8 protein-coding genes are annotated in these 14,308 nt (G+C 68.3%); 4 read left to right on the top strand and 4 right to left on the bottom strand.

Annotated features, from left to right (window positions below; translation table 11 throughout):
* Positions 1-8 precede the first annotated feature (8 nt).
* A complete protein-coding gene (locus A7W11_RS11615) occupies positions 9-4,157 on the bottom strand; it encodes a CheR family methyltransferase (RefSeq protein ID WP_066412078.1) in 4,149 nt (1,382 codons plus the stop codon).
* A gap of 201 nt (positions 4,158-4,358) precedes the next feature.
* Between A7W11_RS11615 and A7W11_RS11620 the strand changes: the two genes are divergently transcribed.
* From A7W11_RS11620 to A7W11_RS11635, 4 genes are all read left to right on the top strand, one after another.
* The gene (locus tag A7W11_RS11620) at positions 4,359-9,269 is read left to right on the top strand and encodes a response regulator (protein ID WP_066412080.1); all 4,911 of its coding nucleotides are present in this window, start codon (positions 4,359-4,361) and stop codon (positions 9,267-9,269) included.
* 2 nt (positions 9,270-9,271) lie between these two features.
* Positions 9,272-9,799: a GNAT family N-acetyltransferase gene (locus A7W11_RS11625; RefSeq protein WP_066412082.1), complete on the top strand. Its 528-nt coding sequence runs from the start codon at positions 9,272-9,274 to the stop codon at positions 9,797-9,799.
* Between the two features lie 134 nt (positions 9,800-9,933).
* The gene (locus A7W11_RS11630; protein WP_066412084.1) at positions 9,934-10,506 is read left to right on the top strand and encodes a helix-turn-helix domain-containing protein; all 573 of its coding nucleotides are present in this window, start codon (positions 9,934-9,936) and stop codon (positions 10,504-10,506) included.
* Positions 10,507-10,516: 10 nt separating this feature from the next.
* Positions 10,517-11,050 (top strand): GNAT family N-acetyltransferase, encoded by a 534-nt coding sequence (locus A7W11_RS11635; RefSeq protein ID WP_066413943.1) that lies wholly within the window; start codon positions 10,517-10,519, stop codon positions 11,048-11,050.
* Between the two features lie 16 nt (positions 11,051-11,066).
* On the opposite strand, the gene A7W11_RS11640 is transcribed toward A7W11_RS11635, so the two are convergent.
* The 3 genes from A7W11_RS11640 to eno all read right to left on the bottom strand — a co-directional run bounded on the left by A7W11_RS11640 (position 11,067) and on the right by eno (position 14,150).
* Complete coding sequence (locus A7W11_RS11640; RefSeq protein ID WP_082887203.1) at positions 11,067-12,317, bottom strand: multidrug effflux MFS transporter; 1,251 nt, start codon at positions 12,315-12,317, stop codon at positions 11,067-11,069.
* A complete protein-coding gene (locus A7W11_RS11645; RefSeq protein ID WP_066412086.1) occupies positions 12,314-12,769 on the bottom strand; it encodes a MarR family winged helix-turn-helix transcriptional regulator in 456 nt (151 codons plus the stop codon). Before A7W11_RS11645 ends, A7W11_RS11640 begins: the two co-directional genes overlap by 4 nt.
* Positions 12,770-12,857: 88 nt before the next feature.
* Positions 12,858-14,150 carry a phosphopyruvate hydratase gene (gene eno, locus A7W11_RS11650; protein ID WP_066412088.1) on the bottom strand — a complete coding sequence of 431 codons (1,293 nt, stop codon included), beginning with the start codon at positions 14,148-14,150 and terminating at the stop codon, positions 12,858-12,860.
* Between the last annotated feature and the right edge of the window lie 158 nt (positions 14,151-14,308).

A 14,308-nucleotide genomic window follows, 5' to 3' on the forward strand; every position in this document is an offset into this window, starting at 1 on the left:
TTCCTGCGTCAAGAACGTCCTAGCGCGCGCGATACGGCCTCGACGAGTGCGTCCAATGGGATGGGTTTGTTCAGGTGGGTGGTGAAACCCGCCTGTGCGGCGCGGTCGACGTGGTCTTTCGAACCGTAGCCGGTCAGGGCGATGGTGGGGATACTCAGGCTCGGGAATCGGCTGCGCACCTCGGCCATGAACTGGTATCCGTCCATGCCGGGCATGCCGATGTCCGAGATGATCAAGTCATAGGCGGTGGACGCGTCCAGCGTTTCGAGGGCCTGCGCGCCGCTGTTGGCGATGGCGACCCGGGCGCCTTCCATTTCCAGCAGGGCCTGGAAGGTGTCGAGGATGTCGTCGGAGTCGTCCACGATCAGGATGCGCAGGCCGGTGAGCTGTCCGTCGGCGGGCGGCGCCGGCACGTGCTCGGCGTCGGCCTGGGCCGGCTGGGCCAGGGGCAGCCACACCGAGAAGCGCGCGCCGCGGCCCTTGCCTTCGGAGTGCGCCTCGATGTTGCCGCCGTGCGCCTGCACCAGTTGGCCGACCACGCCCAGGCCGATGCCCAGACCGTCGCGGTTGATGCCGCGGTGGCGCATGTCCGCCTGGCTGAACATGTCGAACACCTTGGCCAGGAAAGCGGGCTCGATACCTTCGCCGGTGTCGATCACGTCCAGGCGAGCCATTTTGCCGTCGCGTGCCAGCGACACGCTGACCGAGCCGTCGATGGGCGTGAACTTGATGCCGTTGTTCAGCAGGTTCCAGATGATCTGCTCGACGCGGGTGGAGTCCGCGTCGATGAGCAGGGCGTCGGCCGCGTCGTAGTCGCTGAGCAGATCGACGCCGGCCGACGCCGCCGTGTGGCGCAGCACGCTCAGGATGCTCTCGACGGTGTCGGTCAGGCTGACCACGCCGCGGTTGAGCTTGAGCTTGCCCGTCTGCACGCGCGCCATGTCCAGCAGGTCTTCGATGATGCGCGCCTGGCTGCGCACCGAATGCTGGATGGTCTCGGCCGCGCGCGCGGTGCTGGGCGAGCCGCGCACCGCGGGCGTGCGCGCCAGCAGATCGGCGTTGAGCTGGATCAGGTTCAGCGGATGCTTGAGCTCGTGCGACATGATCGCGAAGAACTCGTCCTTCAGGCTGCTGTTCGCGCGGGAGGATTCCAGCCGGTTCTCCTGCTCGCTTTCCTTGCGGCGCTGCTCGGTGACGTCGCGGGCGATCTTGGCGTAGCCGTCGAAGGACTCGTCGCGCATCGGATTGATGCTGCCCGTGCAGAAGATGCGCGAGCCGTCCTTGCGGCGCAGCCAGCGTTCGTCCGAGGCATAGCCGCGCGTGCGGGCGCGTTCCATTTCCTTCTGGGGTTCGCCGTGCTCCACGTCTTCGCGGGTGAAGATGATGTCCAGCGGCTGGCCCACGGCTTCGTCCTCGCGGTAGCCGAAGATGATGTGCGCGCCCGAGTTCCAGGTGGCGATGCAGCCGTTATGGTCGATGGTGATGATGGCGAAGTCTTTCGTGCTCTGCGCCATCAGCCGCATGTGGGCCTCGCCCAGCCGCAGGCGTTCCTCGGCCTTGCAGCGGTCGGTGATGTCGATGAAGGTGAGCACCGCGCCCTCGATGCGGTGCTCGGCGCTGCGGTAGGGCAACAGGCGCGCCAGGTACCAGCGGTCGTCGCCGCTGCTGACCTCGCGCTCGACCATGCGCAGCGAGTCGAACACGCTGGCGGCGTCGCGCGCCAGGTCGGGGTAGTTCAGGCGGTGCGTGATGTCCAGCAGCGAACGGCCGGCGTCGCTGGCGATGACGCTGAAGATGTCCGTGGCGCGCGGTGTGAACCACTTGATGCGCATGGAGCGATCGACGAACACCGTGGCGATGTCGGTCGAGGCGATCAGGTTCTGCAGGTCGTCGTTGATCTTGGCGGTTTCCTCGACCTTGGACTTCAGCTCGGAATTGACCGTGACCAGCTCTTCGTTGACGGACTGCAGTTCTTCCTTGCCGGTTTCGAGTTCCTCGGTGGCCGAACGCAGTTCCTCGTTGATGGCCTGCAGTTCCTCGTTGGAGGCCTTCAGCTCTTCGGTGGAGGTCTCGGATTGCTCCATCGTCAGCTGCAGCCGGTCTTTCGCCTGCTGCAGTTCGGCTTCCAGTTGCGCCAGCATGCTGGTGGCCGCCTTGCCCGCCTGCACGCCGTCATGCTCGCTCATGATGGCTTCGACCTCGTCGAAGATCACCAGCATGAAGTCGCTGCCGCTTTCTTCATGGCGGAACGGGCGCACCACCATGTTGACGTACATGCGCCGTTCGCCCACGGTCATCTCGACGCGGCGCGCCTCGACGCTCTTGCGCGAGTGCAGGGCCTGGAACATGGCGGTGCGCAGTTCCATGCGCAGCTCGGGCTGCACCAGCGTGGGCAGGTTGCGCGAGGGCTCGCCGCCCGCGTGACGCAGGAAGCGGCCCGCGCGGTCGGACATGTGGACGATGTTGGCTTCGTGGTCCACGATGACGCTGGGCGGCGCGTATTGCTCGAGCGCGCGCTGGTGGATTTCAGCGAACGAGGTCTTGCCGCGCCGGCTCGGCACGCTTTCGCTGGGCACGGTGCGCAGGATCTTGTCGAAGTTGGTGGTGGGCAGCGTGGGGATGGTGCGGTGCACGTAGGCCGTGCCCTTGGCCTGGTACAGGCGGTTGCGCTTGTCCACCACGGTGAACAGGTTCTCGCACGCGTCCGCCGATTCGGAGCTGCCCAGGAACAGGAAGCCGCCCGGCTTCAGCGCGAAATGGAACATGCGCAGCACGTCCACCTGCACCTCGCGGTCCAGGTAGATCAGCAGGTTGCGGCACGTGACCAGGTCGAGCTTGGAAAACGGCGGATCGCGCAGGACGTTGTGCGGCGCGAACAGCACCCGCTCGCGGATCTCTTTCTTGATGCGGTAGCCCGCCTCGTCCTTGGTGAAGTAGCTGTGCAGCATGCCGGCCGACACGTCGGTGTCGATGGCGGCCGGGTACAGGCCGGCGCGGCCGGTGGCCAGCGACGGTTCGTCTATGTCGGTGGCGAACACCTGCAGGCGGGGCGGCGAGGGCAGTTTCTCGGCGTGGCTGGACAGCAGCATGGCCATGGAATAGGCCTCTTCGCCGGTGGCGCAGCCGGCCGTCCAGACGCGAACCGAGGGCGGCGGGGTGCCGTCGCGGCCATTGACCAGCGGAACGATCGCCTGCTGCTCCAGCGCCTCGTAGGCTTCCTGGTCGCGGAAGAATTGCGTGACGCCGATCAGCATGTCGCCCAGCAGCTTGGGCGTTTCCTCGGCGGTCTGGTGCAGCATGGCCGCATAGCTCTGCATGTCGGGCACGCCCGTGACCTGCATGCGCCGCTCGATGCGGCGCAGCACGGTGGCTTTCTTGTAGTGCCTGAAATCGTGGCCCGTGCGGGTGCGCAGAAGGGTGAGGATGTCGCGCAGCGCGGTGCGCTCGGCAGGGCTTTCCTCGTGGGCATGTTCGGGGCTGTCCGGATCCAGCGGGTCGCCCACCGGGGCGGGCATGTGGATGCGCGCCATGTTTTCGCAGATGTCCTTCAGGCGGGCCGGCATCTGCGCCACGGGCAGGATGATGTCGACCATGCCGGTGGCGATGGCGTTGCGCGGCATGGCGTCGTGCTGCGCGTCGTCGGGCTGCTGGGCGAGGGTGACGCCGCCCTGTTCCTTGATGCGGGCCAGGCCTACCGAGCCGTCGGAACCGCCTCCGGTCAGGATGATGCCGATGCTCTTGCTCTTGTGCACGTCGGCCAGGGCGCGGAAGAACACGTCGATGGCGATGGGCTGGCCCATGGGGCGCTCGTGCGCCTTCAGGCGCAGGTAGCCGTCGTTCATCTGCAGCCCGGCGGCCGGCGGGATGACGTACACGTGGTTCTTCTGCACCGGCATCGTGTGCGTGACCTGCACGATGGGCAGGTCGGTAACGGTTTGCAGGATGCGGTGCGCCACGCTTTCGTGCCTGGGCGACAGATGCAGGACCACCACGAAGGCCATGTCGGGCTTGGCCGGCATGTTCTCGAAGAACACCTTCAGCGCTTCGATGCCGCCCGCGGACGCACCGATACCGACGACCGGAAACGTCAGGTCGCTGGTCATGAGGTGTTTTTGATTATCGGGCGGTGGGCCGGCGTCGGGCATGTCGGTGGTCATGCTGATGTGTCGATCTCGGTAAGCCTACCAGCCCGCCATGATAGCCTGCCGATACCGGGTGTACCGTTGATGTAAGCAGTTTTTCGCGGCAGCGCCCTTGCCCGGGGCCAGTGCTATATTTTTCGGCGCATCATCGGGCCGAGCAATGACATCCACCACGCCTTTGCGCATGCCTCCGAGGACGGAGCGCCAGGAGCAGCAGTGAGACAAGCGGATTTCCCCGACGAGACGGCCGGCAGAGTCGCCCGGGCTTCGAACTTTCTGGCCGGCGGCGGCGAGATGGGCGCATTGATCCGCGCACACGATTGGTCCGTCACCGGGCTCGGCTCGCCGGACCAGTGGCCGCCGAGCCTGAAAACGGCCCTTCGCATCATGCTGTCTTCCAGCCAGCCCATCTGGATCGGCTGGGGGCCGAAGCTGATCTTTTTCTACAACGACCCCTACAAATCCATCATCGGCGGCAAGCATCCCGCTGCCCTGGGCCAGCCTGCCGAAGTCGTTTGGCACGAGATATGGGCGGACATCGAGCCGCTGCTCAGCACCGCGATGCAGGGAAGCGGCGGCACTTACGTGGAAGCGAAGCTGCTCCTGATGGAGCGCAACGGGTATCCCGAGGAAACCTACTACACGTTTTCTTACAGCCCCATCCCGGATGAGCAGGGGCGCGCCGCCGGCATCATCTGCGCCAATAGCGACGATACGCGGCGGGTGGTGGGCGAGCGCCAGTTGAGCCTGCTGCGCGAGTTGGGCGCCTCCACCGCCAACGCGCGTTCGTGGCGCGAAGCCTGCGAACTCAGTGCCCGGGCCCTGTCGGCCGATGCCCAGGACATGCCGTTCGCGCTGCTCTATCTCCCCGATCCGCAAAGCGGCGACGCCATGCTGGCCGGGGCCAGCGGCATGGAGCCCGGCCATCCCGCCGCGCCCGAGACGCTGCTGTGGGACGGACAAGGCCCGTGGCCCATGCACGGTCCGGTCCAGGAACTGCGGGTGGCGACGGGCCTGCGGCAGCGCTTCGGCGAGACGCTGCCGGCAGGGCCCTGGAAGCACGCGCCAGACCAGGCCGCCATCGTGCCGGTGCCCATCGTGGGCGAGAACGGCCGCGTGGGCCTGTTGATCGTGGGGCTGAATCCTTACCGGCTGCTCGATGCCGCCTATCGCGACTTCCTGACGATGACGGCCGCGCAGATCGGCGCGACCATCGGCGCCGCCCATGCCTACGAAGAAGAACGCCGCCGCGCCGAGTCGCTGGCCGAGCTGGATCGGGCCAAGACCGCTTTCTTCTCGAACATCAGCCACGAGTTCCGCACGCCGCTGACCCTGATGCTGGGCCCGCTGGAAGAACTGCTGGCGGACGCGCCGGACCCGACGCACGGGCGGCACGAACTGATCCGGATCACGCACCGCAACGGCCTGCGCCTGCTGACGCTGGTGAACTCGCTGCTGGACTTCTCGCGCATCGAGGCGCGGCGGGTGCACGTCGACTACCAGCCCACCGACCTGTCCGCGCTGACCGCGGAGCTGGCGTCGCTGTTCCGCTCCGCCATGGACCGCGCGGGCCTGGAACTGGTGGTGGACTGTCCGCCGATGCCCCATGCCGTCTACGTCGATCGCGAGATGTGGGAGAAGATCGTCCTGAACCTCATGTCGAACGCGTTCAAGTTCACGATGACGGGTTCGGTGGCGATCCGCGTGTCGCCCAGCCCCGATGGCGGCGCGGTGCGGGTGGAGGTGCGCGATACCGGCATCGGCATCCCGCCGCATGAACTGCCGCGGGTATTCGACCGGTTTCATCGCGTGGACGGCGCGGCGGGCCGCAGCATCGAGGGTAGCGGCATCGGCCTGGCGCTGGTGCAGGAGCTGGTGCGGCTGCAGGGCGGCAGCATCCGGGTGGACAGCCAGGTGGGATGTGGCACGGCGTTCACCGTCGAGTTGCCCTGGGGCGTGGCGCATGCGCCGGCGCAGCCCGCGGACGCGCCGCCCCGTCCGCCGGCCAGCATGAACGCCCGCGCCTACGTCGACGCCACGTTGCGCTGGCTGCCCGACAGCGGCCGGGTCCTGTCCGACGAATCGCTGCCCGGCTCCATGCCCATGGCGCCGGCCTCGGGCGGCGAGCCCGCGCGCGTGCTGGTGGTGGACGACAACGCCGACCTGCGCGACTACATGAGCCGCATCCTGCGCACGGCCGGCTACCGCGTCGAGACGGCGGTGGATGGCGAGGCCGCGCTGGAGCAGGTGCGAGCGGATCCGCCCGACGTGGTGCTTTCCGACATCATGATGCCCAGGCTGGATGGGTTCGGCCTGTTGGCCGCATTGCGCAACGACACGGAGCTGCGCGGCATTCCGGTCCTGCTGCTGTCCGCGCGCGCGGGCGAAGAGGCGCGCGTCGAGGGCCTGGACGCGGGCGCCGACGACTACCTGACCAAGCCTTTCGCGGCGCGCGAGCTGTTGGCCCGCGTGGCCAGCAATCTGCAATTGGCTCGGGTGCGCCAGGAGGCCGCACAGCGCCTGCGCGAAGAAACGCGCATGCTGGAGCTGCTGAACCAGGTGGGCGTGGCGGTGGCCGCCGAGCTGGACCTGGGCCGCGCGGTGCAGATCGTGACCGACGCGGCCACCGAACTGACCGGCGCGGCGTTCGGTTCGTTCTTCTACAACGTGCTGGACGGCCACGGTGAATCCTACACGCTGTATGCGCTGTCGGGCGCGCCGCGCGAGGCCTTCGAGGCATTCCCCATGCCGCGCAACACCGCGGTGTTCGGGCCCACGTTCCGGGGCGAGGGCATCGTGCGCTCGGACGACATCCTGGCCGATCCGCGCTATGGCCGCAACGAGCCGCACCGCGGCATGCCCGAGGGGCATCTGCCGGTGCGCAGCTACCTGGCCGCGCCGGTGGTGTCGCGTACGGGCGAGGTGCTGGGCGGCCTGTTCTTCGGGCATCCGCAAACCGGCATCTTCACCGAACGTTCCGAACGCGTGCTGGTCGGCATCGCCGCGCAGGCGTCCGTGGCCATCGACAATGCGCGGCTGTACCGCGCGGCGCAGGTCGAGATCGATGAACGCGCCAAGGCGCAGGCCGCGCTGGCGCAGTTGAACGAAGGGCTGGAGCAGCGCGTGTCCGAGGTGCTGGCCGAGCGCGACCGCCTGTGGGACCTGAGCGAAGACCTGCTGGTGGTGGCCGATTACACGGGCCGCCTGCTGCGCTTCAGTCCGGCCTGGACCCGGGTGCTGGGCTATCCGCACGACACCCTGATGGCACAGCCCTATGGCGAACTGATCCATCCCGACGACCTGCCCGAACTGCGCCGGCAACTGGAGACCCTGCGCGCCACCCGCCGGCCGATCCGCTGCCAGAACCGCGTGCGCACGGCCGATGGCCAATGGCGCACCATCGCCTGGACGCTGTATGCCGATCCGGTCAGCGCCTGGCTGCACGGGGTGGGACGCGACGTGACCGCCGACCTGGAGTCCGCCGCGGCGCTGCGCCAGGCGGAAGAGGCGCTGCGCATGGCACAGAAGATGGAGGCGGTGGGCAAGCTGACGGGCGGCGTGGCGCACGATTTCAACAATCTGCTGCAGGTCATCAGCGGCAATCTGCAGTTGCTGGCCCGCGACGTAGCCGGCAACGACAAGGCCGAGCAACGCCTGCGCAATGCGCAGGGCGGCGTCGCGCGGGGCGCGCAGCTGGCCTCGCAACTGCTGGCCTTCGGCCGACGCCAGCCGCTGGCGCCCAAGGTCGTGAATCTCGGCCGCTTCATCCGCGCCATGGACGACATGCTGCGGCGGGCCCTGGGCGACGGCGTGGAGATCGAGACCGTCATCTCGGGCGGCCTGTGGAACACGCTGGTCGATCCCTATCAGGTCGAAAACGCGCTGCTGAACCTGGCCATCAACGCGCGCGACGCCATGAACGGGCATGGCCGGCTGACCATCGAGGCCGGCAATGCGCTGCTGGATGACGCTTATACCTTGCGGCACGCCGACGTGACGCCCGGCCAGTACGTGATGGTGGCGGTGACCGATACCGGTTCGGGCATGACGGCGGACGTGCTGGCGCAGGTCTTCGAGCCTTTCTTCACCACCAAGTCCGAAGGGCAGGGCACCGGCCTGGGCCTGAGCATGGTCTACGGCTTCGTGCGCCAGTCCAACGGCCACGTCAATATCTATAGCGAGCCCGGACAGGGCACCACGGTACGCCTGTACCTGCCTCGCGAGCGCCAGGAAGAAGACCTGGAGACCGAAGTGGATGCCGGCCCCATCGCTGGCGGCACCGAGACCGTGCTGGTGGTCGAGGACGATGAAGAGGTGCGCGCCACGGTGGTCGATCTGCTGTCGGAACTGGGCTATCGCGTGCTGCGTGCCAAGGATGCCAGCAGTGCGCTGGCCATCATCGAGAGCGGCATGCCGATGGACCTGGTGTTCACCGACGTGGTGATGCCCGGCCCCTTGCGCAGTCCCGAACTGGCGCGCAAGGCACGCGAACGGCTGCCCAATGTGGCGGTGCTGTTCACGTCCGGCTACACCGACAACGCCATCGTGCACGGCGGCCGCCTGGACGAAGGCATCGAGCTGCTGAGCAAGCCCTATACGCGCGAGGCCCTGGCGCGCAAGATCCGCCACGTGCTGCGCAACCAGCAGCAGCACAACGCCGCGCGCCAGGCGGCCGAGAAGACCCGGAAGCCGGCGCCGCGAGTGGCCGCTGCCGCGCCGCGTCCCCCCGCGGAAGCGGGGTTGCAGGTGCTGCTGGTCGAGGACGACGAGCTGATCCGGGGCAACACCGCGGAGATGCTGGGCAGTCTGGGGCATTCGGTATCCGAGGCGGGCAACGCCGAAGAGGCGCTGTCGGCGCTGCGCACGCGCCGTCCGCAGGTGCTCATCACCGATGTCAGCCTGCCCGGTGAATCGGGCGTGGAGCTGGCCGAGCGGGCGTGGCGCATCCTGCCGGGGCTGAGCGTGGTGTTCGCCTCGGGCATGGAAGTGCTGCCCGGCGGACGAGACCGCGAAGGGCTGGCGGGCGCGATCCACCTGCTCAAGCCCTACAACATGAACGATCTGGACGAGGTGATGCGCCGGATCGCCGATGCGCGCCGCGCCAATGGCCACAGACCGAAGGAGTGAACGTGGAAGCGGGATATACCTTGCGCCGGTTGGGCGAGGATGACGCGCACGCCTATAAGGCGTTGCGGCTGGAGGCATTGCTCGACCGTCCCGAGGCCTTTGCCTCGTCGTGGGAAGACGAGCAGGCGCACGAACTGCCGTGGTTCGCCGCGCGCCTGCGCGACGGTTTCGTGGCCGGCGCCTTCGATGCGCAAGGCGCACTGGTCGGGTCGGCGGGGCTGCTGGTGCCCGCATCGCCGAAGCTGCGGCACAAGGGCGTGCTGTGGGGCATGTACGTCAGCCCGCGCGCCCGTGGAACCGGCGTGGCGCCTGCCCTGGTGCAGGCCGTGCTGGACGAGGCCCTTGGGCGTGTCGAAGGGGTCAGGCTGACGGTCACGGTGGGCAACGACGCGGCGTTGCGTCTGTATCGGCGCCTGGGATTCGAGGAATATGCGCGCGAGCCGCAGGCGTTGAAGGTGGGCGAGCGCTACCACGACGAGATCCTGATGGCGCGGGCAGTGGCAGGCGACGCGCGGCCAGCGGTAGCCTGACCGGAGACGACCTGGTGGGCGTTTCCCACCAGGGATGCGGCTTTTCGAACGGCGTTCTGGCCGGGTAGCCCCCGTCCGCGTGTGGAGCGCGATATTCGATTGTCAATTTCCATATTAGGGATAAAATCCCACATATGGAAAATCTTGCCGCTTCTCCCGAAGACATGGATCGCCATATCGCGCAGCGCCTGAAGGCCCTGCGCGCCGAGCGTGGCTGGTCGCTGGACGACCTGGCCACGCGCAGCCGGGTCAGCCGTTCCACGCTGTCCCGCCTGGAAAATGCCGACGTCAGTCCCACCACCCAGGTGCTGGGCCGCCTGTGCACGGCCTATGGCCTGACGCTGTCGCGCCTGATGCGCCTGATCGAGGACGACTACGCCCCCGTGGTGCGGCGCGGCGACCAGCCGGTGTGGGTCGATCCCCAGGCGGGTTTCGAGCGCCGTTCGGTGTCGCCGCCGGCCCATGCGCTGGCGGGCGAAGTGCTGGAATGCACGCTGCCTGCCAATACCCGCATCGCCTACGACGCTTCGCCGCGGCCCGGCCTGGAACATCACCTGGTGCTGCTGGAAGGCAGCCTGCAACTGACGGTCGAGCAGCGCACACATGCGCTGAAGCCGGGCGACTGCCTGCGCTATCAACTGTACGGCGCCACCGAATTCATCACCCCGCCGGATGCCGGCGCCCGTTATCTGCTGTTCCTCGTCTAGGTCCATGGCCATGTCCGATGCCTTCGAACTTTCCCTGCTTCCGGCCGCACAGGCCCATGAACATACCGCCGAGCTGGGCGCGCTCTTGCAAGCCTGCGTGCAGGACGGCGCCAGCGTGGGATTCGTGCTGCCGTTTTCCGCGGCGGAAGGACAAGCCTATTGGCGCGACAAAGTCATTCCCGAGTTGCGTGGACAGGGCCTGACGTTGCTGATCGCTCGCCGTGGCGGCGCCATCGCGGGCACCGTGCAGCTCGATTGCGCCGGCATGCCCAATCAGCATCACCGCGCCGAGGTGCGCAAGCTGCTGGTGCATCCCGGCCACCGCCGCCTGGGCGTGGCGCGCGCGCTGATGGCCGAACTGGAAATCCTGGCCCGGCAGGCCGGCCGCACGCTGCTGACGCTGGACACGCGCTCGGGCGACGTGGCGCAGCAGTTGTACGGCAGCCTGGGCTATCGGGTGGCGGGCGAGATTCCCGGGTATGCGCGCGATCCGTTCGGATCGCAGCGTTTCGATGCCACCACCTTCATGTACAAGCAGCTGTAGCGGATCAGGCCAGCCATCAGGCGCGCGGCCGGCCGCGCAGGGCGATCCAGAAGGCCAACTGGGACACCGCGCCGGCGCCCGCCAGCACGACCGCCGCCGCCACTTCGGGCGAGCCGCCCAGGCCGGCCAGGGCGGTGCAGATCGCGCCCATGGCCATCTGCGTGCAGCCATACAGGCCCGACGCGGAGCCGATCACCTTGGGATTGACGCTGACCGCCAGCGTCAGCGCGGCGGGCGAGGCCAGGCCCGCGCCCACGGTGAACAGGAACATCGGCACCACCAGGCCCGGCACGCTGGCCAGGCCGGCCAGCACGATGCCCAGCATGGCGAAGGCGCTGGCCACGCTGATCAGGTTGCCGCCCATCATCACGCGCTCGATCGGCAGCTTGCCGATCACACGGGTGGCAAGGGCGCTGCCCAGCCATACGCCGGACACCAGGATGGCGAGATAGATACCGACCTCCTGCGCCGGGCGATGCAACTGGTCGACGAAGATGAAGGGCGCCGAGGCGATGAAGGCATACATCGACGTGGTGGCGCAACCGCCGCCCACCGCGAAGCCCAGGAAGGGCCGCGAACCCAGCAATTGCAGGTAGTCGCGCCCCAGCGTGCGTGCCGAGACCTGCGCCGCCACCGGTCCGGTCTCGGGCAGCAGCCGCCAGACCAGCACCAGATTGCCCGCCCCCAGCAGGCACAGCGCGCCCAGCACGGCACGCCAGCCCAGGGCGCCCGCCAGCGCGGCGCCAATGATGGGGGCCAGCGCCGGCGCGATGGTGACCATCAGGTTCATCAGCGCCAGGCGCTTGGCCGCGTTGTCCTGCGTGGCGGTGTCGCGCACGATGGCGCGCGCCAGCACCAGGCCCGCGCAGCCGCCCAGGGCTTGGAACAGCCGGGCGGCGATCAGCGCGTAGGCATCGGGCGCCAGCGCGGCGGCCAGGCCGGAGACGGTGTAGATGGCCAGCCCGATCATCAGGATGGGGCGGCGGCCGTAGCGGTCGGACAGCGGCCCGTAGATGAGTTGGCCGCCGGCCAGGCCCAGGATGTACAGGCTGACCGTCATCTGCATGGCAGAGTTGGCCGCGTGCAGATCCTTGCCCGCCATGCTGAGCGAAGGCACGAAGATGTGCATGGCCAGCGTGCCGCTGAAAGTGAACAGCGCCAGCAGCCACAGCGGCACGTGCGGCAACTGGGCCGAGGCGGCGAGGCGGTCTTCGTTCTGCCTGGCCCCAGGCGCGGCGGGGGCGGCCGTGGCGGTGGGAGGGGTCATTGGACGTCCTCCGTTTCCGTCTCGGCTTCCAGCCTGCGGACGATGCCTTGCAGCAGATCGAAGGCGCGTTGCAGTTCCGGATCGGGAATGTCCGCCAGCGCCGCCGCGCGCACCTGGGCAGCCACCTGCTCGACCTGTTCCACCGTGGCCTGGCCCTGCGGCGTCAGCACGATGGCCTTGGCGCGCCGGTCGCCGTCTTCCTCGCGGCGGGTGATCAGGCCGGCGGCCTGCAAGGCATCCAGCAGCCGCACCACCGACGAGCCGTCCAGGCCCAGCGAGGCCGCCAGGTCTTTCTGGCGCATCGGCGTCTGTGCGCGGGACAGGTGCACCAGCGGCAGCCAGGTGGCTTCCGTCAGGCCGTAGGGCTGCAGGCGGCGGTTGACGGCGCGCCGCCAGGCTCGCGAGGTCTGGGACAGCAGCGAGCCGAAGCGGGCGCGGGGGGTATCGGGCATAAGGCGGAAAATTAGATGATATTCAAATTAATTGTATCTCACCAAATTTCAGGCCCTGGCGCAGCATGGCTCCGGCCGTTGCTGTTGCCTATTGCAGGCGCGGATAGCGCCGGTTGGCGGCCGTCCCCGCGTAGACCGCGCTGGCGCCCAGGTCGCGCTCGATGCGCAGCAACTGGTTGTACTTGGCGGTGCGGTCGGCGCGCGAGACCGAGCCTGTCTTGATGTGCCCGCAGTTCGCGGCCACGGCCAGGTCGGCGATGCTGGTGTCTTCCGTCTCGCCCGAGCGATGCGACATCACCGCTGTCCAGCCTGCCTGCTGGGCCATGCGGATGGCGTCGAAGGTCTCGCTCAGCGTGCCGATCTGGTTCATCTTCACCAGGATCGCGTTGCCCAGGCCCTGGGCGATGCCCTCGCGCAGCAGGCCCGGGTGGGTGCAGAACACGTCGTCGCCCACCAGTTGGCAGCGATCCCCCAACGTCTCGGTCAGCAGGCGCCAGCCCGGCGCGTCGTCCTCGGCCATGCCGTCCTCGATGGACACGATGGGATAGTCGGCCGCCAGTTGCGCCAGATACGCGGCCTGCTGTTCGGCGCTGCGGGTGATGCCTTCGCCGGCATAGCGGTAGGCGCCGTCGCGGTGGAACTCGCTGGCCGCCGGGTCCAGCGCCAGCGCGACGTCTGTGCCGGGACGCCAGCCGGCATCGCGGATGGCCTGCATGATGAAGTCCAGCGCCTGCGGCGCGCTGCGCAGGTCGGGCGCGAAGCCGCCCTCGTCGCCCACGTTGGTGTTCATGCCTGCCTGCTTCAGGCCCAGGCGCAACGCGTGGAAGACCTCGGACCCCATGCGCAGCGCTTGCGCGAACGAGGGCGCGCTCAGCGGCAGGATCATGAACTCCTGGAAGTCGATGGCGTTGTCGGCGTGCGCGCCGCCGTTGATGATGTTGATCATCGGCACCGGCAGCACGCAAGCCTGGGCGCCGCCCATGTAGCGGTAGAAGGGCAGGCGCTGGCTGGCCGCCGCCGCGCGGGCCACGGCCAGCGAGGCGCCCAGCAGCGCGTTGGCGCCCAGGCGGCTTTTGTCCGGCGTGCCGTCCGCGGCGATCAGGGCGTTGTCGACGGCGCGCTGGTCGGTGGGGTCCAGGCCGCGCAGGGCATCGCGCAGCGCCGTGTTCACGGCGCCGGCGGCGCGCAGCACGCCCTTGCCGTGATAGCGGCGGGCATCGCCGTCGCGCAATTCCAGCGCCTCGCGCGCGCCGGTGGAGGCGCCGGACGGCACGATGGCGTGGCCGCTGGCGCCGCAGGCGAGGGTGGCCACGACTTCCAGCGTGGGATTGCCGCGGCTGTCCAGCACTTCATAGGCGTCGAGCGTGTCGAGAGGGGACATGGGTCAGGTTCCTGATATGTGAGGAAAATTGAGGAAAAGCGGGTCCCTGCCGCCCCGGGACTGCCGGGCGGCATGGAACGATTGCATGGATTAAAAAAGCGCTGCGTGACGTATTTCGAGGCAGATACTAAACTTGCGCGTTTGCCGCGAAAATCGAA

Origin of the sequence: Bordetella ansorpii (assembly GCF_900078315.1) — a bacterium.
Lineage (GTDB): Bacteria > Pseudomonadota > Gammaproteobacteria > Burkholderiales > Burkholderiaceae_B > Bordetella > Bordetella ansorpii.